16 protein-coding genes and 2 pseudogenes are annotated in these 20502 nt (G+C 59.3%); 4 read left to right on the forward strand and 14 right to left on the reverse strand.

The features are described from left to right. Positions 1-145 precede the first annotated feature (145 nt). Positions 146-1372, reverse strand: coding sequence for an MFS transporter (locus ACQB61_RS05160; protein ID WP_430511756.1), 1227 nt, complete (start codon positions 1370-1372; stop codon positions 146-148). 272 nt (positions 1373-1644) lie between these two features. On the opposite strand from ACQB61_RS05160, the gene ACQB61_RS05165 reads away from it, so the two are divergent. Beyond that, complete coding sequence (locus ACQB61_RS05165) at positions 1645-2076, forward strand: universal stress protein (protein ID WP_430511757.1); 432 nt, start codon at positions 1645-1647, stop codon at positions 2074-2076. A gap of 47 nt (positions 2077-2123) precedes the next feature. On the opposite strand, the gene ACQB61_RS05170 is transcribed toward ACQB61_RS05165, so the two are convergent. The 8 genes from ACQB61_RS05170 to ACQB61_RS05205 form a co-directional block, all read right to left on the reverse strand. Then, positions 2124-3299 (reverse strand): vWA domain-containing protein, encoded by a 1176-nt coding sequence (locus tag ACQB61_RS05170; RefSeq protein WP_430511758.1) that lies wholly within the window; start codon positions 3297-3299, stop codon positions 2124-2126. 110 nt (positions 3300-3409) lie between these two features. Further along, positions 3410-4507: a polyphosphate kinase 2 gene (ppk2, locus tag ACQB61_RS05175; RefSeq protein ID WP_430511759.1), complete on the reverse strand. Its 1098-nt coding sequence runs from the start codon at positions 4505-4507 to the stop codon at positions 3410-3412. Between the two features lie 115 nt (positions 4508-4622). Beyond that, on the reverse strand, positions 4623-5444 hold the full coding sequence (locus tag ACQB61_RS05180; RefSeq protein ID WP_430511760.1) for a YcjF family protein: 822 nt from the start codon (positions 5442-5444) through the stop codon (positions 4623-4625). After that, positions 5411-5662: a hypothetical protein gene (locus ACQB61_RS05185; RefSeq protein WP_430511761.1), complete on the reverse strand. Its 252-nt coding sequence runs from the start codon at positions 5660-5662 to the stop codon at positions 5411-5413. Before ACQB61_RS05185 ends, ACQB61_RS05180 begins: the two co-directional genes overlap by 34 nt. After that, positions 5659-7182, reverse strand: a complete 1524-nt coding sequence (locus ACQB61_RS05190) for a YcjX family protein (protein ID WP_430511762.1) — start codon at positions 7180-7182, stop codon at positions 5659-5661. Before ACQB61_RS05190 ends, ACQB61_RS05185 begins: the two co-directional genes overlap by 4 nt. Before the next feature lie 70 nt (positions 7183-7252). Then, positions 7253-7771 (reverse strand): SixA phosphatase family protein, encoded by a 519-nt coding sequence (locus ACQB61_RS05195; protein WP_430511763.1) that lies wholly within the window; start codon positions 7769-7771, stop codon positions 7253-7255. 88 nt (positions 7772-7859) lie between these two features. Continuing rightward, positions 7860-8432 carry a hypothetical protein gene (locus ACQB61_RS05200; protein ID WP_430511764.1) on the reverse strand — a complete coding sequence of 191 codons (573 nt, stop codon included), beginning with the start codon at positions 8430-8432 and terminating at the stop codon, positions 7860-7862. A 1-nt stretch (position 8433) separates the two neighbouring features. After that, complete coding sequence (locus tag ACQB61_RS05205; RefSeq protein WP_430511765.1) at positions 8434-9279, reverse strand: AAA family ATPase; 846 nt, start codon at positions 9277-9279, stop codon at positions 8434-8436. Positions 9280-9551: 272 nt separating this feature from the next. Between ACQB61_RS05205 and ACQB61_RS05210 the strand changes: the two genes are divergently transcribed. The 3 genes from ACQB61_RS05210 (at position 9552) to ACQB61_RS05220 (ending at position 14413) form a co-directional block, all read left to right on the forward strand. Beyond that, positions 9552-10937 carry a flagellar hook protein FlgE gene (locus ACQB61_RS05210; protein WP_430511766.1) on the forward strand — a complete coding sequence of 462 codons (1386 nt, stop codon included), beginning with the start codon at positions 9552-9554 and terminating at the stop codon, positions 10935-10937. 73 nt (positions 10938-11010) lie between these two features. Next, positions 11011-12864, forward strand: a complete 1854-nt coding sequence (gene flgK / locus ACQB61_RS05215; RefSeq protein WP_430511767.1) for a flagellar hook-associated protein FlgK — start codon at positions 11011-11013, stop codon at positions 12862-12864. Positions 12865-12874: 10 nt separating this feature from the next. After that, a complete protein-coding gene (locus tag ACQB61_RS05220) occupies positions 12875-14413 on the forward strand; it encodes a flagellar protein (protein ID WP_430511768.1) in 1539 nt (512 codons plus the stop codon). 190 nt (positions 14414-14603) lie between these two features. Here ACQB61_RS05220 and flaF read toward each other — a convergent pair. The 5 genes and pseudogenes from flaF to ACQB61_RS05245 all read right to left on the reverse strand — a co-directional run bounded on the left by flaF (position 14604) and on the right by ACQB61_RS05245 (position 20486). After that, positions 14604-14977: pseudogene (gene flaF / locus ACQB61_RS05225) on the reverse strand (flagellar biosynthesis regulator FlaF). Continuing rightward, positions 14910-15354 (reverse strand): annotated as a pseudogene (gene flbT / locus ACQB61_RS05230) (flagellar biosynthesis repressor FlbT). Before flbT ends, flaF begins: the two co-directional pseudogenes overlap by 68 nt. Positions 15355-15438: 84 nt before the next feature. Beyond that, positions 15439-16938, reverse strand: a complete 1500-nt coding sequence (locus tag ACQB61_RS05235; RefSeq protein WP_430511769.1) for a flagellin — start codon at positions 16936-16938, stop codon at positions 15439-15441. Between the two features lie 264 nt (positions 16939-17202). Further along, the gene (locus tag ACQB61_RS05240) at positions 17203-18720 is read right to left on the reverse strand and encodes a flagellin (protein ID WP_430511770.1); all 1518 of its coding nucleotides are present in this window, start codon (positions 18718-18720) and stop codon (positions 17203-17205) included. A gap of 248 nt (positions 18721-18968) precedes the next feature. Then, positions 18969-20486, reverse strand: a complete 1518-nt coding sequence (locus ACQB61_RS05245) for a flagellin (protein ID WP_430511771.1) — start codon at positions 20484-20486, stop codon at positions 18969-18971. Between the last annotated feature and the right edge of the window lie 16 nt (positions 20487-20502).

The following is a 20502-nucleotide window of genomic DNA, read 5'->3' on the forward strand; positions in this document are numbered from 1 at the left end:
TGTTTATGTCCTTCGGCCCTGCCATCGTCATCCCGGACGCGCCCCGGCTCACCGGTCCCGGCTCTTCGCTTCGCTGAGTCCGCGATGACGATTGAGGGGTTTTCGCAATTTTGCCGCCTGATTGACCTGCAGCCTCAAATAGCTCTCACTCCGCCGGGCGCAGTGTACGCCGCCAGGGGAAGTCCACTTCGTTGCCGGCATCCGGGGCGAGCGGGATGAGGCGGGACAGGGCCAGGCTGATCAGTGCCATTGTGGCCCCTGCCAGGAAAACCGCTGCCGGAGAGAGTAGCCACAACAGCCCGAAAACCACGGGAATGAAAACCGCAGCGATGTGGTTGATCGTGAAGGCAACGCCCGCAGTGGGGGCGATGTCGGCCGGGTCCGCGATTTTCTGGAAGTAGGTGCGCATGGCAATGGCGATGGCGAAGAACATGTGGTCGATCACATAAAGGCCCGCCGCCACATGGGGATTGCTGACGAAGGCATAGCCCACAAAGACACAGAAGAGGCCGGAATATTCGATCGCCAGCGACCGGCGCTCGCCAATGCGCACGATCATGGCGCCGATCTTCGGTGCGATCAGCATGTTGATCAGGCCGTTGATCAGGAAAAGGCCTGCCACCTCATGCACGTCATAGCCGAAGCGCTCCACCATCAGGAAACCGGCGAAGACGGTGAAGATCTGCCGCCGTGCACCGGCCATGAAGGTGAGGGCGTAGTAGAGCCAGTAGCGCTTGCGAAGCACTAGCTTCTTGTGCTGCGGCACGCCCTCCCGGAAACGCGGGAAGATAATGAGAAGTGCGGCAAGAGCGACGAAGGTGGTGAGGCCGGAGATCAGAAAGACCGTGGTGAAGCTGAGCTCAAAAGCCTTCCAGCCCACGAGGATCAGAGAATAGGCAATGAGCTGGGCAAAGGCGCCTACCGCCAGGATCTTGCCCATGCCGGCCGCAGCCGTCGCTTTGGGCAGCCATTGTAACGACAGCGACTGGGCCATCGTCTCATAATAATGAAAGCCCACCGACATGATGAAGGTCGTCAGGTAGAAGCCCATGGCTGACGGGAAATAGCCGGTCGCCGCGACGCCGAGCCCGAGAAAGGCGAGGGAGACATAGGCCAGCGTCTGCTCGCGCATGACCAGCAGCAGGTAGACCGCGGTGAAGGCCAGAAAGCCCGGGATCTCGCGGATCGACTGTTGAATGCCGATTTCGCGTCCGCTGAACGCCAGTTCGTGCACGGCGAAATTGTTGACGAGGTTCCACCATCCGGCAAAGGACAGCTGCATCGCCCCGGCCATGAGCATCAGCAGCATCAGCGGCGAGCGCCAGCCGGTGGAAGCGGTCATCGGATCTGCGGTTTTCGTAAAGAAGCTCATGATCGGCCATGCCAGTAAGAAAGGGACATCGCGCTCCCGCGTGCAGCAGCGGAGCTGGTGTTTTCACAAGGCACAGATCCGGGGGCGGTGCGCAAGGTCAGCAAAGGCAGGAACCATGTATTCGGCGCAACAAGCCTGCTTGTCCCTGTCAGGTGCCGCAAGGTGGCATTTCATCGAAAAGCTTTGAAAGCTCTTGATCTTTCTCAACGCCAAAAGCTGAGCCGGCAGGCAAGCTTCTCCTGGCTCAATGAGAAACAAAGAGGAGATGTGCCATGTTCGATACCATTCTGGTCCCGATTGACCCGGCTGAACCGAAGTTTTCCGCTCCGGCCCTTGAGGCGGCCGCACGCTTTGCCAATGACTATGGCAGCAAGGTCCGGCTCGTTGCGGTTCTGGCGCAGACGCAAGGCTTCATTGCCAGCTATCTGCCGGAAGATTTCGAGAGCAAGGCCATGGCTGAAACCCGTGCGATGCTTGAGGATCTGGCCAAGGGCATGGGGCTGGCAGACGGGCGTGTATCGGGCGTGGTGCGTAGCGGCAGTGTCTATCATGAGATCATCGAGGAAGCGCGTTTCATCAAGGCTGGCCTCATCGTGATGGAGTCCCATCACCCGGGCCTTGCCACCTATCTCATCGGCTCCAACGCCGCCCACGTTGTCCGCCACGCTCCCTGCTCGGTGCTGGTGCTGCGCCCTGAGAAGTAAAGTTCAGGCCGTGAACGGGCGTTTTCCGCATTTGCCGGAAAGCGCCCTTACCTTGCCAGATCGCGCATGGCGTCCGTCAGGCCTTCAAGGGTCATGGGATACATGCGCCCGCCCATCAGTTCACGCATCATGCGGATGGAATGGGTGTAGTCCCAATGGGCTTCGGGCACCGGATTGAGCCATGCCGCACGGCTGTAGAGGCCGGTGATCCGCTGCATCCAGACGGCGCCTGCTTCCTCGTTCCAGTGCTCGACTGATCCGCCGGGATAGGCGATTTCATAGGGGCTCATCGAGGCGTCTCCGACGAAGATCACCTTGTAGTCTGCCGGGTACTTGTGCAGCACGTCCATCGTGGACATGCGCTCGGAATGGCGGCGGCGGTTTTCCTTCCACACATGCTCGTAGAGGCAATTGTGGAAGTAGAAATGCTCCATCACCTTGAATTCTGACCGGGCAGCGGAAAACAGCTCCTCGCAGATGCTGATGTGGTCGTCCATTGAGCCGCCGATGTCGAAGAACAGCAGCACCTTCACCGCGTTGCGCCGCTCTGGCCGCATCTTCACGTCGAGCAGGCCCTTGTGGGCAGTCGCGCGGATGGTACCGTCAAGATCCAGTTCGTCGGCGGCGCCCGTGCGCGCGAAACGGCGCAGGCGTTTCAGTGCCACCTTGATGTTGCGGGTGCCCAGTTCAACCGTATCGTCAAGATCCTTGAACTCGCGCTTGTCCCACACCTTGACAGCGCGCCGGTGGCGGCTTTCGGCCTGGCCGATACGGATGCCTTCCGGATTGTAGCCATAGGCGCCGAAAGGGGAGGTGCCAGCCGTGCCGATCCACTTGTTGCCACCCTGATGGCGCTCCTTCTGCTCTTCGAGCCGCTGCTTCAGCGTCTCCATCAGCTTGTCGAAGCCGCCAAGGCTTTCGATCAGCGCCTTTTCCTCTTCGGTGAGATGCTTTTCAGCGAGCTTGCGCAGCCATTCCTCGGGAATGTCCGCCTGCGGCGCATCTGAAAGGAGATCAAGGCCCTTGAAGACCTGCGAGAAGATGCGGTCGAAGCGGTCGAGATTGCTCTCGTCTTTCACCAGCGCAGACCGGGCAAGATAGTAGAAATCCTCGACCCTGCGCCCAGCCAGATCAAGCTCCAGCGCGCGCATCAGGTCGAGATATTCCCGCAAGGAAACCGGCACACCGGCGCTTTTCAGCTCAGAGAAGAACGTGATGAACATGGCCAGAGGTTAGGCCCGTCCATCACGCCTGTCGAGATTGCTTTTGCCTTAGCCCGTGCGGCGCTTGAGCAATTTCAAGGCGTGATGCGTCAGCATCGAAAGCCTTGGCATTATTCGCCGGATTTCATTTCCGGATGCAGTGTCTTGCCAAGCACATGGCTGTCGTGGCGGATGACATGGTGTGCCGCCCCCACGATCAACGGGTCCGGTTCGCCGACGAGATGGGTGTCCTTGTCCGGATAGGGCAGGGAGTGGAGGAAATGCTCCATGCAGTTCAGCCGGGCGCGTTTCTTGTCGTCGGACTTGATGATGGTCCAGGGCGCGTCAGCGGTGTCGGTGTAGAAGAACATCGCCTCCTTGGCCTCGGTGTAGTCGTCCCACTTGTCGAGAGAGGCAATATCGATGGGCGACAGCTTCCACTGCTTCAACGGGTCAGTCTGGCGCTCCATGAAGCGGCGGCGCTGCTCATCACGGCTCACGGAGAACCAGTATTTGAACAGGTGGATGCCATCGCGCACCATCATGCGCTCGATTTCCGGGCATTGCCGCATGAATTCCAGATACTGGCTGGCGCTGCAAAAGCCCATGACGCGTTCGACACCTGCCCTGTTGTACCAGGACCGGTCAAACAGCACCATTTCCCCGCCTGAGGGCAGGTGATTGATGTAGCGCTGGAAATACCACTGCGTGACCTCCTGCTCGGTCGGCTTCTGCAGGGCGACGACCGTGGCGCCGCGTGGGTTCAGGTGTTCCATGAAGCGCTTGATCGTACCGCCCTTACCGGCTGCGTCGCGGCCTTCAAACAGGATGACCACGCGCTGTCCGGTTTCCTTGATCCAGCGCTGTGCCTTCAGCAACTCGGCCTGAAGCTTGGCCTTGCGCTGCTCATAGGGCGCCCGGCGCATGGGGCTGGCATAGGGATACTTGCCGCTTTCAAACAGCTCGTGGATTGCTGCCGGGTCATGACGCAGTTCGGCCAGCGTCTTGCGCGGTCTGGCGGCAATCGGGGCAGAGGTTAGCTCAGGGGCTGCTTCCTGTGCTGTCACAGGTTCTGTCCCCGGCTGGGGTGCGGCTACGGCCTCCGATGGTGTATCTGCAACGGCGGAAGGGGTTGCCTCAGCACTGTCCGCCGTGACTGGGAGAACTGCATCGGCGGCAGGTGCCGTGCGAGTGCCACGCGGCTTGCGGGTTACAGTGCGATCGTCCATGGGCTTGCCTCCTCAGCCATTTCAACCGAAGCAGGCTAACAGAAGCTTCCTGTGATGCCTTGACCGGGATCAAGGGGAGAGCGCGAGGCGGCGCCGGAGGTTCTTGCCCGATTGGTCACTCGGCCTTGCCATCCTTGATCTCTCCGCTGCTGCTGCGTGTCAATTCGGACAGGAAATCCGAAATGCGCGGGCCGCGCTGGCCGATAAAGGGGGCGGGGCGGCAGACGTCTGTTGCCGCAACGCCGATGCGGGCGGTCAGCAGACCGTTGATGACGCCTTCGCCCAGCCGCGCCGAAAGCTTGGCCGCAAGGCCGTGTCCCAGCACCTGCGAGACGAGGCTGTCGCCTGCGGCCATGCCGCCGGTGACGGCGAGATGTGTGCCCACCTGCCTGGCAAGACGCAGGAAGCCCGCCGTCCCCGGCCGCCCGCCATAGAGCGCCGAAAGGCGGCGGATGATGCGGATGTTCTCCGAGAGCACGACCACCAGATCGAGTGCAGCACGCGGGCTGACTGCGGTGATGACGGAGACGCGCTTGGCGCTGTCGCTGACGATGCGCCGGGCAGTGGCGTCCAGCGGTGCCAGGATCTCGCGTTCAGCCAGTACCACCAGGTCGCGCCCGTCGATGACCTCGGCCATATGTGCCTTCAGCGCGGTGCGGCCACGGGCTGTCTCGGGCCGGTCCTTATAGAGCTCGATCAGGTCTGTCAGCGCGGCACGGGCGGTCTTGGCGTCATCGGCCTCTGCCGCGTCTGCAAGTGCCTGCCGCAGGTGCGTGATGCGGGACAGGCGCATCAGGCCGATGACTTCCCGCACGGCCAGCCCAAGAAAACCAAGGACCGCAAGGCCGGTGAGGGCGAGGCCCATCCAGCCGAGCCAGTCCGTGCGCGCAAACAGATCGCGGATCAGCGCATCCACCGACAGGCCGAGGGCGAGCATGGCGAGGCCAAGAAGGCCGCCCGCCAGCCAGCGGCCAAAGCGCAAGGGGCGGAGCGAGGCTCTGCAGGAAGCAGTGCATCTTCCTCAGGCTCGCCGCTGGGCACGATGCGGGCCTCGTTGCGCAGGGGCGCGCCGAGCGAACCGTCGTCAAAGCGCACCCGCTCGTCATCAAGGCGGAAGGCCGTGGGGCGGCGGGGCTTGCGGATCTCCTCGCTCATGCGATGCGGTCTCCGATCAGGAAGTTGAGCGCCCGGTCCAGCCGGATGTGGGGCAGGGACAGCGTCAGCCCTTCGGCAGTTCGCTCCAGATGCGGCGGGCGGAAGCGCACGAAGCGCAAACCCTCTTCATGTGATGAATCAAGGCATGCACGTGGTTCATGTTCTGATTCAGATTCAAGGCTCTGAACCCTTGCAGACTTTGATTCAAGTGATTGGAAAAGTGATTCCGGATCTTCTGGTAAGTCACCGGGAAACATAGCTATTTCGGTCCTGCCGTCGAAGCTCTCGCCGTTGACGCGCTCACCCGGCAGAGGAGTGCCAAGAATGGCGGGAAGCTCTTCGCCTGCATGGCGTACGGAGGCTTCACGGGTCGCTCTGACGGCTGCGAGCGCCAGCACATCCACCTCGGCACCGCTGAACTCGGCATGTTCGATGCCCCGCGTTACCAGCCGTTTCAGGATGGCTTCCAGCCTGTCATGGTCATCCCGGTGCAGGTGGTCGGCCTTGGTGGCGGCAAAGAGGATGCGGTCGATCCGGCGGGTCAGGATCGAGGCCAGCCAGCTTGCTTTGCCCGGGCGGAAGGAGGTGAGCACCTGTCCCAGCGCCGTCTCCAGATCGCGCAGTGCCTCAGGTCCGGCGTTCAGCGCCTGCAGCGCGTCCACCAGCACGATCTGCCGGTCGAGGCGGGCGAAGTGCTCGCGGAAAAAGGGCCGGACGACATGCTTGCGGTAGGCCTCGTAGCGCCGCTCCATCATGGCCCAGAGCGAGCCTACTGGTGCCTGCCCGCTCTGCGGGAGAGCGAGCGGAGCAAAGGTGAGGGCGGGCGAGCCATCGAGATCGCCCGGCATGAGGAACCTGCCTGGCGGCAGCATGGAGAGAGCGTGCTCTTCTGCCCGGCAGCCTGCCAGGTAGGCGGTGAAGGCCTTGGCCAGCGCCCGTGCATCGCTTTCGCTTTCAGGTGCAGCTGGATCGTGCCGTGCCAGCTCCGAAAGATAAGGGGAGGCTACGGACGCACGGGCAGGAGAGTGTGCCAGCGCCAGCGCTTCGGCGCTGAACTGACGGTAGTCCTTGACCAGCAGCGGCAGATCCAGAAGCCACTCGCCGGGATAATCGATGATGTCGAGATGCAGCTTGCCGCGCCCGAGCTTGCGGGCGAGGAAGGAGGCCGATTCATATTCGATGGTCAGGCGCAGTTCGGAGACCTGCCGGGTGGACTGGGGCCAGATACGCTCCTTTACCAGTGCATCCACATGCGCCTCATAATCGAAGCGTGGCACGGCATCGTCCGGCTGTGGTTGCAGGGATACGCGGGTGATGCGCCGCCCTGCTGCGGCATCGAACAGCGGCAGGCGCCCGCCATGGAGCAGATTGTGAACGAGCGCGGTGATGAACACGGTCTTGCCGGCTCTCGCAAGGCCGGTGACGCCCAGCCGCAAGGTGGGAACACCAAGGCCGGATGCGCTCTCGGCAAGGTTCTCAAGCGCCAGCAGCGCCTCATCGGCAAGGGAAGAGAGTTTCATGTCGGTCCTGTGTCTCCGGCCCTTCATATGGGAAGGCCGGAGACCTTGCGCAAATGCACCAGAGAGCGGATCACTCCGGCAGAAGGCGAGGTTGAATGAAATTCTGCAAGGTGCAGCTCAGGGGCAGAAGGCCCGGCCAGGCGGCGGCAGGGCTGTCCAGCACCGCCAGGGCTCCGGTCGGGAACTTTGTCTCCAGAGCCGCCCAGCCAATGCCTGAGCCGGGAATGGCCAGTTCGCAGGCCGTATCATGGGTGGCCGGATTATGTGCGATCAGCATGAGCGTCTTGGCATCTCCACCTTCCTCGCGCAGGAAACTGATGTAATCGAGATCGCTGTCGTCATAGATCCGCCGGGAGAGGCGGATTTCTGATTCATGGCCCAGTACAGGCAGCAGCGCTGCAAGTGTCATGCGGGTGCGTAAGGCTGTGGAGCAGAGGATCAGATCAGGCCTGAGGCCTTCCTTCTCTATCCAGCGGGCCATCCGCCGTGCGGCGTCCTCGCCGCGGGCATTCAGCGGTCTGTCATGATCGGAAAGGCCCGGCGTGCTCCAGTCGGACTTGGCATGGCGTAGAAGCAAAAGTCGCGGCAAGGGCGTGTCTCCGGTTGGCGTTTGTCGCAGCCATCCTGAGGCGTGTTGCGCCCTCTGGCAAGGCAACCCTGTGGTTCCACGTAGGGAATCAGTTCTGTTGCTTCAGCATCTCGACCACTGCCTTGAATGCCGGCTCGACGGCCTGTTCGTGGACGGGCAGCGAGTAATGGATCCAGACGGTGTAGTCCGCGTTCTTGCCCGACATGGGCCACAGGGTCTCGCACAGCATCCGGCTCTGGTTGCCGCCAGTGGTGAATGTTATGCCGCTGGCGGCAATGCCGGAGAGGGCAAGCTCCTTGTATCCCGCCGCCTGATACCCGGTCTTGAACTTGCCTGCCTCACGCCGCGCCATGCCCTGCTGAAAGGCGCTGATCACCACCTGTATGCCAGCTGTTTCATCCAAATAGATGCAGCTGGCGATGCGGCTGTTGACGGTTGGCATCACCTTGGAACGGGTTAGTCCGCCCACCTCGTTGGGGCAGCGGAAACCGGTGAAATGGCGCATGCCCTTTGCATCGTTGATCCAGCCTGCCTCGTACTCATTTTGAACTGAGGGGGCTGGAGTTTGAGCAGACGCAGGCTGGGCGGCACAGGCAAAACCCAGCGCGGCAGAAATTGCCGCGGCGTGGAGCCACTTCGTAAGAGCCGCCCTGATGGACATGTCAGCGCTGCTCCCGCCGGGTCATGAAGGCCAGCCGCTCGAACAGATGCACGTCCTGCTCGTTCTTGAGCAGGGCGCCATGCAGTGGCGGCACCAGCTTGCGCGGGTCTCGCTCGCGCAGCGCATCTGCATCGATATCCTCGTTGAGCAGCAGCTTGATCCAGTCAATCAATTCCGAGGTTGAAGGCTTCTTCTTCAGGCCCGCCACGTCGCGGATATCATAAAAGAGGCTCAGCGCCTCACGCAGCAGCTTGTCCTTGAGGCCGGGGAAATGCACGGCAACGATCTCCGCCATGGTCTCCCGGTCCGGAAAGCGGATGTAGTGGAAGAAGCATCGGCGCAGGAAGGCATCCGGCAGGTCTTTTTCGTTGTTCGATGTGATGATCACCACTGGCCGCTGGCGAGCCTTGACCACTTCGCCTGTCTCGTAGACGAAGAACTCCATCCGGTCGATTTCCTGCAGGAGATCATTGGGGAACTCGATGTCGGCCTTGTCGATCTCGTCGATGAGCAGCACCGGCTTCACCGGGCTTTCAAAGGCCTCCCACAATTTGCCCTTGCGGATATAGTTGCGGATGTCGCGCACCCGCTCGTCGCCCAGCTGGCTGTCGCGCAGGCGGGAGACGGCGTCATATTCGTAAAGACCCTGCTGCGCTTTGGTGGTGGACTTGACGTGCCATTCCAGCAGCGGGGCCCCGAGGGCCCTGGCCACTTCATGGGCGAGAACGGTCTTGCCCGTGCCCGGCTCTCCCTTGACAAGGAGCGGCCGCTCCAGCGCAACCGCTGCATTGACCGCGACCCGCAGGTCGTCCGTGGCGATGTAGTCCCGTGTTCCCTCAAAGCGCATGCGTGCCTCGCAAACTGACTGTTGCGGGCAGAGTAGGGGTGTGCCCGTTCCCATGCAAGCTTTGCCGGGCAGGGACGGAATTGCCGGTTGCGCCCGGCAGTTTCTTCCCTTTCCGGCAGGAAAGTCCCGTCCAGCTTCTGCCATACTGAGTTGAGACTCTTCTCAAAAATCAAATAAATCAATCAGATAGCTGTTTGGCCGCAATGTGGCACACCCTTTGCGATGAGTGGGCAGGAAAAACCTTCGGGTTCTTGTGCTCACGAGGAATCAAAATGGGTATTTACGGGGCTATCAACGCTGCAATCTCCGGCCTGACCGCGCAGTCCAGGGCGCTGGAAAACATCTCCGGTAACGTTGCCAACTCTCAGACCGTGGGCTTCAAGCGCCTCGACACCACGTTCTCGGAAATGGTGGCTGGCGGTGGCGGCGGCACTCAGGCCAGCCAGCAGAGCGGTACTACCGCTGCGACCTCGCGCGCCACCAACACCGTAGCCGGGCCGATTATCCAGTCTCAGGTTGATACCTACATGGCGATCAACGGCCCGGGCTATTTCGTCGTGACGCAGGCGGCAGATGTGGTGGACGGCAAGACCACTTTCGCGGATACGCAATTCTATTCCCGCGCCGGCGACTTTGAGCGCGATGAGAGCGGCTATCTTGTCAACAGCGCGGGCTACTATCTGAAGGGCTTCCCGCTTGATCCGCTCACCGGCAATGCCATTGGCGATGCTCCCGGTGTGATTCAGATTGATGACAAGCCGATGCCGTCGAAGGCAACGACGGAGATGACCTATCAGGCCAACCTTCCGACCGTTCCGAAGACCAACCGTGCCGTTGCCGCACAAAATGCTCCGGGCAGCCAGTTCCTGCAGACGGGCGGCTCCACGTCGATCACTACCACATCCGATATCACCGTTGCCGATGATCAGGCCTTTGTGGACTCGTCCATCTCCGGCGGATCAAAGACCGTCTATGATGCGAATGGCGCTCCGGTGAGCGTTTCGCTGCGCTGGGCGCAGACCTCGGCAAACACCTGGAACCTTTACTACAACACTGGCGCGACTACCCCTGCGACCGCTGTTTCCTGGAGCCGCGTCGGCGAGGTGGACTTCACCGCGTCGGGTGTCATGAACACCTTGACACCTGATGCGCCGAACACGGCCTCCGCCACCAGCTTCACGATCGATAGCCTGACGGTTGGTGGTGTGAATGCTGGCAACGTGGAACTGTCCTTCGACAATGGTTCGCTGACCCAGTTCAACGATGATGCCGGCATCGTCAGCAGCCTTGATATCCAGCAGAATGGCTATCCTGCAGGTCAGGTGGTGAGCCTTTCCATTGACGAGGCGGGCCGCGTCACGGCGTCTTACTCGAACAATCAGCAGCGCGCGGTCTACGAAATTCCGATCGCCACGTTCAAGGCGGAGCAGAACCTGCGCCGTGTGGATGGTGCTGCCTTTGCTGCGACGCCAAGTTCCGGTGAGCCTGAGTTTGGTGAAGGCGGGGCGGTTCTCGCCAACAACCTGGAATCTTCGAACTCGGATATCGCGACCGAATTTTCCAAGCTGATCATCACTCAGCAGGCCTATTCGGCCAACTCCAAGGTCATTACCTCGTCTGACCAGATGCTGAGTGATGCTCTCAACATGATCCGCTGATCTGGCTGGCTGATCTTACAGGCGGCGCCCAGGAAGGTGCGCCGCCGCTTCCAAAGGATTTCGGGGGCACAAAATGGGTCTGACATCGGCACTCAATACGGCATTGTTCGGTCTGTCTTATAATCAGAAGCAGATCGATCTGACTGCGGCCAACGTCGCCAATGCCAAGACCGAAGGCTATACGGCCAAGCGGATTGAGGCCAAGGTCTATTTCGACAAGGATGGCAATGTCTCCGGCATTCTGTCGAGTGACATCAAGCGTCAGGTCAATGAATCCATCCAGATGGCCTATTGGGAAAGCCGTGCAGCCACGGCCTATTCCACGACCAAGGCCAGTTACACGCAGCAGATGGACGCCACGCTGGGCACGCTGCAGGATTCTTCCTCGCTGCCCTCGCTCATGTCCAGGCTCAATACGTCCCTCGCGACACTTGTCAGCTCTCCGGATAGCTATGCGGCCCGTCAGGATGTGCTGAGCACCGCCAATCTGGTGGCGAATGAACTGAATTCCACATACCGCGCCTTCGAAGATCTGCGCAAGGAAGCGGACCGGACGATTGGAACTCAGGTTGGTGAGGTCAATCAGCTGCTAAAGCAGATCGAAGCGGTTGAGTCCAAGATCTACAAGGCCCAGACGGCCGGCGTTTCCGAATCTGACCTTCTGGATGAACGCGACCGTTATCTGGAGCAGTTGACCGGCTATCTGGATGTCCGGATCACACGCGGCGACAACAATACCGTCAACATCACCACAAACAACGGTGAGAGCCTTTTCAGTGACGGAAAGGCCTCCTCTCTCAGTTTCACACCTGCAAGTACGCTTCTGCCTGGCCAGAACGGCAATCAGGTGACGTTGACAACGCCGGGAGGCCTGACCCAGGACCTGGGCAGAACATCCAGTTCCGGTTCACTGATGGCCCTTGTCGATCTGCGGGATGAAACTCTCGTCGAAGCACAGGCTCAGCTGGACGAAATTGCCTCGCAACTTTCCCTGGCGTTCTCCAATGTGGACGTTGCTAGCACTGCAACCACTGTTGGAGCGGAAAGCGGCTTTACGCTGGATGTCTCGTCCCTTCAGTCAGGGAACACTGTCTCACTCAGCTACAAGGACTCTGGCGGCGTTCAGCGCAACGTGACCTTCGTTGCCGTCCAGGATCCGGCGCTTCTGCCGTTGGATGCCAATGTCACTGCCGATCCATCCGATGCGGTTTTTGGCATCGACATTTCGAGCGGTAATCCTGCCAATTACATCACCCAGATGATTGCGGCGCTCGGTGCCACGGATCTGGATGTTGCCAACAATGGCTCTGACCAGCTGCGCATTCTGGGCGACACGGCAACCAACACCTCCGTCACGTCACTGAAAGCAAATGTTACGGTCACCGGCAGTTCCGATCAGGGGCTGGGTCTTGCCCTCTTTACAGATGGCCGGGCGGGTGAGGCGCTTTACACGGGTGCTCTGGAGGCAGGCGGGCAAAAGTCGGGCTACGCGCGCTCGATTATGCTGAATTCCACCTTGCCGAAAGACAGCTCCAAGCTGGTGATCTATCAGACGACGCCTGTGTCAAACTCGGACAAGGATAGCAGCCGGCCGCAGTTCCTCGTGAATGCCATGAGCAAGACGAACTTCTCTTTCTCTGCATCCACTGGCTTGGGAACTGAGGGGGATCCATTCCGTGGATCTGTCATGGATTTCGTCAATCAGGTGGTGGCCTATCAGGGGGAACAGGCCCAGACCGACAAAGAGGCGGCCGCGTCCTATACTGCGTTAACGCAGAACCTCGCCATTCGCCATGAGCAGGAATATTCTGTCGATGTGGATGCCGAGCTTGGTTTTCTCATTCAGCTTCAGAACGCCTACACGTCCAACGCCCGCGTCATGCAGGCGGCCCGTGAGATGTTCGAAACGCTGCTGAACTCGATGTAAGGAGCTGGCAATGGGTATCAGTTCGATCACCACGTCACGGGGCTATCTGACCCAGCAGCTCAACAAGCTGAGCTCGACGCTGTCTGAGAAGACAGCGCAGATGGCAACCGGCAAGGTTTCGACAACCTATGGCGGGATTGGCAATCAGCGCCTGCTCAGCATGGAACTGAAGCAGAAGGTTGAGCGGATCGAGTCCTATGAGGAAACGATCACCATGAGCCGATTGCACATCAAGACGCTCAACCTCAATTTGCAGCGTCTTGAGGCACTGCGGATCGAGAGCAAGTCGACCATGGATCTGAACAACTTTCAGCTCCAGGCAGATGGTCAGACGAGCACCCAGGCGACAGCTGAAATTCTGCTGACGGAAGCCATCAGCCTTCTGAATGCGGAGGTCGGCGGCCATTATCTTTTTGGCGGCAGCGATTCGAATACCAACCCGGTTCTGGAGATGTCCCAGATCCTGGATGGCGTTGATGGCAAGGCGGGGCTCAAGCAGGTGATGGATGAGTACTGGCAGGCGAACAAGGGCCCGGCAGGTAGTGAAGGACGGCTCACGGTTTCGCCGCTCAACACCGTTCTGGCAGCTGGCGTGCCGGTCAGTTCTGATTTTTCGATCACGGAAGATGGCGCCCATAACTTCGGCTTCGACATCAGTGCCGTGACCTCCAGCCTCAGCAACATGAATCTCACGCCTCCGGCGAGGGCGGATCCTGACAGTTTTGGTGTCGAGTTCACGGGGCAGCCGCTGCCTGGGGAGAAGATCACGATCGAGCTGGGCCTGCCGCCTGATGGCAGCAAGACCACCAAGATCGAGCTGACGGCAGCAGTTGGAGGTGCGAGTGAGGGAGAATTCCTGATTGGCGCGGATCTGGCTGAAACGGCGGCGAACCTGAGGACTGCCATTCAGAGCAAGATTCAGCAAGAGGCCGGGATCAGCCTGCGTGCAGCCTCGGATGAGTGGGCAGCCAACGAATTCTTCAACACATTCAACGGACAGGTTCCGAACCGTGTTGATGGACCACCCTTCGATACGGCCACCGGTGTCGTCTCTGGGGCCGCTACGACAACGTCTTGGTACGTCGGGGAGAACCTGCCCACACTTGATCCGCGTCAGGACAAGGTCGCTGCAGTGGACGATAATCTCAGTCTTGGTTATGGCGTTCGTGCCAACGAGCAGGGCCTTGCCGATGTGGTGAAGACTCTTGCGACGTTTGTTGCTGCAGACTTTTCGTCCAACTCCGCGACGGACAAAAAGTACTATGGTGCGCTTGCAGATGGCATGAAGGCCATTCTGCAGCCTGCCAACACAGACCGGTCTGGAATCGTAGACATCACCACTGAGGTCGCTGTCGCCTATAAATCCATCGAGAACACGGCTGACCGGCACCAGATCCGCAAGTCCGGTTACAACACGACCGTGGACGAGATCGAGGGTGTCGACAAGGAGTTGCTTGCAGCTGAAATTTTGCAGATGCAGACGAATATTGAGGCTTCCTACAGGGCCTCGTCCATCGTCATGAAGCTTTCGCTGGCAGATTACATCTGACGTTTTCTTATAAGCCTGACAAAGCCGCTGACGGAGACATCCGCAGCGGCTTTGCCATTGCCGTTTGTCTCGCATGTGGCTGCAAAGCCAGGTGCATTACCACCCGCAACGCCATCTTTTTGTTTGTGCGAAAATGCAAAAGCCGCCTCTAGGGCGGCTTTGAATGGGCGCAGCCATTGTTTGGCGGATATCACTCGGGTCGAGCGCGGAGCCCTTCCGCGATGCTCCTGTTGATGGAGATCAGCGTGTTCAGCTTGTCCGGATGTGGATCAGCAATCAGGCCCATCGTGTGCTTGAAGATGAATACACCAAGCGAAGCGATGTTGTTCTTGATCTGGTCGGGCAGGGGTTTTCAGGATTTGTCACCGAGGTGACCAGAATGGTCCAGAGCTTGCGGTTGTAGGTCAGCGCGTCATCGATCTCGGCGAGGGATGAATTATCCCACTCATCCTTGATCAGTTGAAGCCGTGCAGCTGCCTTCATCAGCAGCGTTGCCTCAAGCTCCCTCGGGGAAACCGCTACCTGGCTTGTCTTCTGGTACGCTTGTGCTGCCTGCTTGTACATGACCGATAAGCGTCCTCTCGTACTCGATAAGCTTTTTTGCTTCTTTCAGAGCCTTGTAGAAGGCACCAGCCAATATCGAATTACTGATCTTGGTAACATAAGGTATCGTGCTTGGTGCTGCCTGCACTATGTCATTCACCAAGCTGAAGTAGTTGTCCTCGATCTTCTCGATATCTTTTGAAAGGTACATAAGCTGCACAGCAAGGTAGATCCGCTTTGCCGGCGAGATCTGCGGTAGCTGGTGTGAGTATGTCCTTTTCCCGGAGGATCGGGGCCTGGCCTTCAATGAAGAGGCGTGTGCGCTGATTGTCATTGGTGATGATGCTGTCGCCAACGATTATCCGTTCACCCGGCTTCAACTCAACCTTGAGAGCCATGCGTAACCTCCAGAAAACAGCATCGCCCAGAATCACTCACCAAAGAGTTAACGATTGCTGACAAAGTCTTAACCCGTTTCAGTCTTATCCGAAAAGGCTGAGGACGCTCTGATCGGCCTGGTTCGCCAGCGACAGAGCCGTGGAGGAGAGCTGCTGACGGGTCTGAAGGGCCAGCATGTTCGCACCTTCCTGGTTCATGTCAGCGATTGTAAGGGCGCCGGCCCCTACTTCAAGGGTGTTTACCAGCTGGGTCGTGAACTTCTGCCGGACTTCAACGGTGGAGAGTGTCGTGCCAAAGGAGGAGGCTGTAGAGCGCAAGGTGGCTAGCGCACCATTGATGGCCTGCAGCGTACGCTCGATGTCCGTATCATCCTTGAAGTCGGAGTCGGTGGCGGTTAGCTTAACTGTGCCATCAGTTGTCGCCAGTGCACCAACGTTGAAGTCTTTGTTTGTGCTCTTGATGTCGAAGGAAATATCACCGACGAGGCTGATGGTGCCGCCGGAGAAGCCTGCATCCAGTCCCTTGACGCTGTTGATCAGCTTTACGAGGTCATCAACAGTCGTGCTGGAGGAAACTTCCAGCGAAGCCGCTTCGTAGCCGTTTCCGTCCACGATCTTCAGAACATCACCCACAGCATAAGTGCCGGAATCGATCAGCTTCGAAGATGCCGTCATCGGCGTCGTTGCAAGGGTCGTTGTGCCTGCGGACGTGCCACCGTTGGTCGCTGTGCCACCGCCTGCCGCGTTCTTGCTGATGCTCAGGGCTGATCCGAGACCTGAGGTGAGGGTGATCTTGTCTGTTCCTTCGTCGAAGGCTGCCTTCACGCCGCCAAGGCTGTTCAGGGCGTTGACGTAGTCTTGCACCGTGTTGATCTGTCCAGCACCCGTACCAACTGTGAAGGTTCGCGTCGTTACACCATCCGACACGGACACGACGTCGCCTGCGCTCCACGAGGCCAGGTCGGTCAGCTGCGACGATGCCTGAAGGCCTGTCAAATCGAGAGAACCAGTGCCGCTTGCAAGGGCAAATGAAGATGTTGCTCCTGCCCCTGTCGCAAGATCCTTCAGCGCCAAGCCATCTTCAAGTTGCGTGTCCGTAAAGTCGACCGGCAGAACCTTCAGGTTCGAGGTGCTGTCTTCGTTGAACAGGATGGAGAGTTCATTGCCTGCACCAGCCAGCAGATTTTTGCCCTTGTAGCTCGAATCCTTTGCCATTTCCTCGATCTGTTCAAGGACGGCGTTGTAACGCTCGGCATAGATCTTGCGTTCGTACTCGCTCTGAGTCTGCAGGGCCTGGTTGGCAATTGCCTTGGCCGACTCCACCAGCTTGGTGATCGAAGTAATGCCGTTGTCCGCCGCCTTGAGGGTCTGGACTGCCTGCCCCATGTTGTCGAGCAGGTTGTTCAGGTCCTTTGCCCGGTCATTAAGACCTGCCGCAGTGAAGAAAGAATTCGGATTGTCGAGCGCGGAGTTCACCTTCAGTCCTGTCGCCAGACGATTCTGGGTCGTGGACATGAGGCCTGCGGTATTCTTGAGCGAAAGCAGGTTTTCCCTGACGGCGCTGGAAAGGACAATGTCGCTCATGGTTGGCTCACCGGTCTCTACATGGGGTGCGAGTGAACACCCGCTCTCAATGTTCTGACATTAATCATTAACGAAAAGTAAATCCAATTTGCACCTGTTAAGGTTTCAGTCATGAAGGTTACCAAATGATTTCTTTTAAGGAGTTGAATCCAAAGGGAAAAACGGTGTGTCTGAATGGCGCCGGGTCATGAAATGGCAAAAAGGCCGGGCGATTGGCCCGGCCTTTTCTGGTTGTCAGGTTGTGAGTCGTGCGTGAGCTGATTCTTAGAACAGGGACAGCACAGTCTGGTCCGCCTGCGAAGCGAAGGACAAGGATGTCGACGCAAGCTGCTGGCGGGTCTGCAGGGCGAGAAGGTTTGCACCTTCCTCGTTGGTGTCGGCGAGGGTCAGCTTGCCGGCGCCTTCCTGCAGGGTATTGATCATGGTCTTGGTGTAGTCCTGACGGATCTGCACGGTCGACAGGTTGGTGCCGAACTCCGAGGCCTGCGACCGCAGCACGGAGAGGGTGTTGTTAAGGCGGTCAATCGTCTGGTTGATCGCCTCATCTGTCGCAAAGCCGGATTCGATGGCGGCCGTGACGTTGACGCCATCCGTATCGGCGGTGAAGGTTGTCGCGCCAAAGTCAGTGTTCGTGCTCTTCAGGTTGAGCGTAACGTCACTTTCGATGGTGAGCTTGCCAGTGCCGGTGTTGAACGAGGCATTGACGCCGTTGAAGCGCTTGACGAAATCGGTCAGGTCCTTGACCGAGGTCTTGTCCGTCACTTCCAGCGAGCCCAGCTCATAGCCGTTGCCGTCGGTCAGCGTCAGGATGTCCTCAACGTTGAACGAGCCCGAGTTCTTCAGCAGCTGCGACCCTGACGTGAAGTTCGCGGCGGAAACGCCGATGATGTCCGTGGGAACTGCCGTGGCAGCACCAGCATCCGTGTTGTGCAGATAAACGTTGTCGTTCGAGGTGATTGACAGGGAGCCTGTCTTTTCATCGAACTCGGCACGTACACCGGCGACACCGTTGATCTGGTCGACCAGGTTCTGCATCGTCGTATTGGCGCCGATGGTGATGTTGGTGAAGCCGGTCACACCGGCACCGCCGCCACTCGAAGCCGTGCGCAGCTGCAGAACGTCACCAACGGCAAGATTGGTTGCGTCGGACAGGAGCGAGCCGGAGGACAAAGCATCGCCGCTGGCATTCACGAACGTCGCGGAGGACTTGCCGCCTTCCAGCTGCAACGAAGCTGCACCACCCTTGGCCTGTGCCAGATCCTGCAGGTTCAGGCCCGTGGACAGGGTCGTGTCGGTGTAGTCGACAGCCTTTACAGTCAGCTTCGAGGTGTTGTCCTCGTTGAAGATTGCGGTCAGGTCGTTGCCATCGCCGGCCAGAAGGTTCTTGCCCTTGTAGGAGCTGTCCTTTGCCATGTCTTCGATCTGCTTGAGCAGGTCGTTGTACTGCTTGGCGTACTGGGCACGCTCGTACTGGCTCTGGGTCTGCAGGGCCTGGTTGGCCTTGGCCTTTGCCGTTTCAGCCAGCTTGGTGATGTTGGTGATGCCCTGATCGGCAGCCTTCATCGTCTGAACAACCTGGCCCATGTCATCGAGCAGGGTGCCAAGGTCCTTGGCGCGGTTGTTGAGGCCGGAAGCGGTGAAGAAGGAGTTCGGATTATCGAGTGCCGAGTTGACCTTCTTGCCGGTCGCGAGCTTGTTCTGCACGCCCGACATGAAATCGGCAGTCTGCTGAAGGGTGAGCAGGTTCTGCCGTACGGCGGCGGACAGAGTAATATCAGCCATCTATGTGTCCCTTTCCTGGGTCCATCAATTTCATCCGCTCGTCCTGAGCGGGATGGCCTCATCATGATTTGGTAACCTTAACAGATGGTTAAAAATTGCAGGATGCCCGTTAATGTTTGCGTGCCGGTCAGAAATGCCAGCAGGCCGTAGCGTCAAGTTTCCCTTGCTCGCGGGTGACATGAAAAAGGCCGGGCGATTGGCCCGGCCTTTTCTGGTTGTCAGGTTGTGAGTCGTGCGTGAGCTGCTTCTTAGAACAGACGCAGCACGGTCTGGTCCGCCTGCGAAGCGAAGGACAAGGATGTCGACGCAAGCTGCTGGCGGGTCTGCAGGGCGAGAAGGTTTGCACCTTCCTCGTTGGTATCGGCGAGGGTCAGCTTGCCGGCGCCTTCCTGCAGGGCGTTGATCATGGACTTGGTGTAGTCCTGACGGATCTGCACGGTCGACAGGTTGGTGCCGAACTCCGAGGCCTGCGACCGCAGGGTGGAGAGCGCATTGTTCAGCCGCTCGATGGTCTGATTGATGTTCTCGTCCGTCGCAAAGCCGGATTCGACGGCGGCCGCGACGTTGACACCATCCGAGTCAGCGGTGAAGGTTGTCGCGCCGAAGTCAGTGTTCGTGCTCTTCAGGTTGAGCGTAACGTCACTTTCGATGGTGAGCTTGCCAGTGCCGGTGTTGAACGAGGCATTGACGCCGTTGAAGCGCTTGACGAAATCGGTCAGGTCCTTGACCGAGGTCTTGTCCGTCACTTCCAGCGAGCCCAGCTCATAGCCGTTGCCGTCGGTCAGCGTCAGGATGTCCTCAACGTTGAACGAGCCCGAGTTCTTCAGCAGCTGCGACCCTGACGTGAAGTTCGCGGCGGAAACGCCGATGATGTCCGTGGGAACTGCCGTAGCAGCACCAGCATCCGTATTGTGCAGATAAACGTTGTCGTTTGAGATGATCGACAGGGAGCCTGTCTTTTCATCGAACTCGGCACGTACACCGGCGACACCGTTGATCTGGTCGACCAGGTTCTGCATCGTCGTATTGGCGCCGATGGTGATGTTGGTGAAGCCGGTCACACCGGCGCCGCCGCCACTCGAAGCCGTGCGCAGCTGCAGAACGTCACCAACGGCAAGATTGGTTGCGTCGGACAGGAGCGAGCCGGAGGACAAAGCATCGCCGCTGGCATTCACGAACGTCGCGGAGGACTTGCCGCCTTCCAGCTGCAACGAAGCTGCGCCACCCTTGGCCTGTGCCAGATCCTGCAGGTTCAGGCCCGTGGACAGGGTCGTGTCGGTGTAGTCGACAGCCTTTACAGTCAGCTTCGAGGTGTTGTCCTCGTTGAAGATGGCAGTCAGGTCGTTGCCATCGCCGGCCAGAAGGTTCTTGCCCTTGTAGGAGCTGTCCTTTGCCATGTCTTCGATCTGCTTGAGCAGGTCGTTGTACTGCTTGGCGTACTGGGCGCGCTCGTACTGGCTCTGGGTCTGCAGGGCCTGGTTGGCCTTGGCCTTTGCACTTTCAGCCAGCTTGGTGATGTTGGTGATGCCCTGATCGGCAGCCTTCATCGTCTGAACAACCTGGCCCATGTCATCGAGCAGGGTGCCAAGGTCCTTGGCGCGGTTGTTGAGGCCGGAAGCGGTGAAGAAGGAGTTCGGATTGTCGAGTGCCGAGTTGACCTTCTTGCCGGTCGCGAGCTTGTTCTGCACGCCCGACATGAAATCGGCAGTCTGCTGAAGGGTGAGCAGGTTCTGCCGTACGGCGGCGGACAGGGTGATATCAGCCATCTAGTATCCCTTTCCT

The organism is Pannonibacter phragmitetus (genome assembly GCF_050510895.1).
Lineage (GTDB): Bacteria > Pseudomonadota > Alphaproteobacteria > Rhizobiales > Stappiaceae > Pannonibacter > Pannonibacter phragmitetus_B.

Coding starts and splice junctions, on each gene's coding strand:
- ACQB61_RS05160 (WP_430511756.1), bottom strand. CDS start 1,372: ATGAGCTTCTTTACGAAAACCGCAGATCCGATGACCGCTTCCACCGGC.
- ACQB61_RS05165 (WP_430511757.1), top strand. CDS start 1,645: ATGTTCGATACCATTCTGGTCCCGATTGACCCGGCTGAACCGAAGTTT.
- ACQB61_RS05170 (WP_430511758.1), bottom strand. CDS start 3,299: ATGTTCATCACGTTCTTCTCTGAGCTGAAAAGCGCCGGTGTGCCGGTT.
- ppk2 (WP_430511759.1), bottom strand. CDS start 4,507: ATGGACGATCGCACTGTAACCCGCAAGCCGCGTGGCACTCGCACGGCA.
- ACQB61_RS05180 (WP_430511760.1), bottom strand. CDS start 5,444: ATGCTCGCCCTCGGCCTGTCGGTGGATGCGCTGATCCGCGATCTGTTT.
- ACQB61_RS05185 (WP_430511761.1), bottom strand. CDS start 5,662: ATGAGCGAGGAGATCCGCAAGCCCCGCCGCCCCACGGCCTTCCGCCTT.
- ACQB61_RS05190 (WP_430511762.1), bottom strand. CDS start 7,182: ATGAAACTCTCTTCCCTTGCCGATGAGGCGCTGCTGGCGCTTGAGAAC.
- ACQB61_RS05200 (WP_430511764.1), bottom strand. CDS start 8,432: ATGTCCATCAGGGCGGCTCTTACGAAGTGGCTCCACGCCGCGGCAATT.
- ACQB61_RS05205 (WP_430511765.1), bottom strand. CDS start 9,279: ATGCGCTTTGAGGGAACACGGGACTACATCGCCACGGACGACCTGCGG.
- ACQB61_RS05210 (WP_430511766.1), top strand. CDS start 9,552: ATGGGTATTTACGGGGCTATCAACGCTGCAATCTCCGGCCTGACCGCG.
- flgK (WP_430511767.1), top strand. CDS start 11,011: ATGGGTCTGACATCGGCACTCAATACGGCATTGTTCGGTCTGTCTTAT.
- ACQB61_RS05220 (WP_430511768.1), top strand. CDS start 12,875: ATGGGTATCAGTTCGATCACCACGTCACGGGGCTATCTGACCCAGCAG.
- ACQB61_RS05235 (WP_430511769.1), bottom strand. CDS start 16,938: ATGAGCGACATTGTCCTTTCCAGCGCCGTCAGGGAAAACCTGCTTTCG.
- ACQB61_RS05240 (WP_430511770.1), bottom strand. CDS start 18,720: ATGGCTGATATTACTCTGTCCGCCGCCGTACGGCAGAACCTGCTCACC.
- ACQB61_RS05245 (WP_430511771.1), bottom strand. CDS start 20,486: ATGGCTGATATCACCCTGTCCGCCGCCGTACGGCAGAACCTGCTCACC.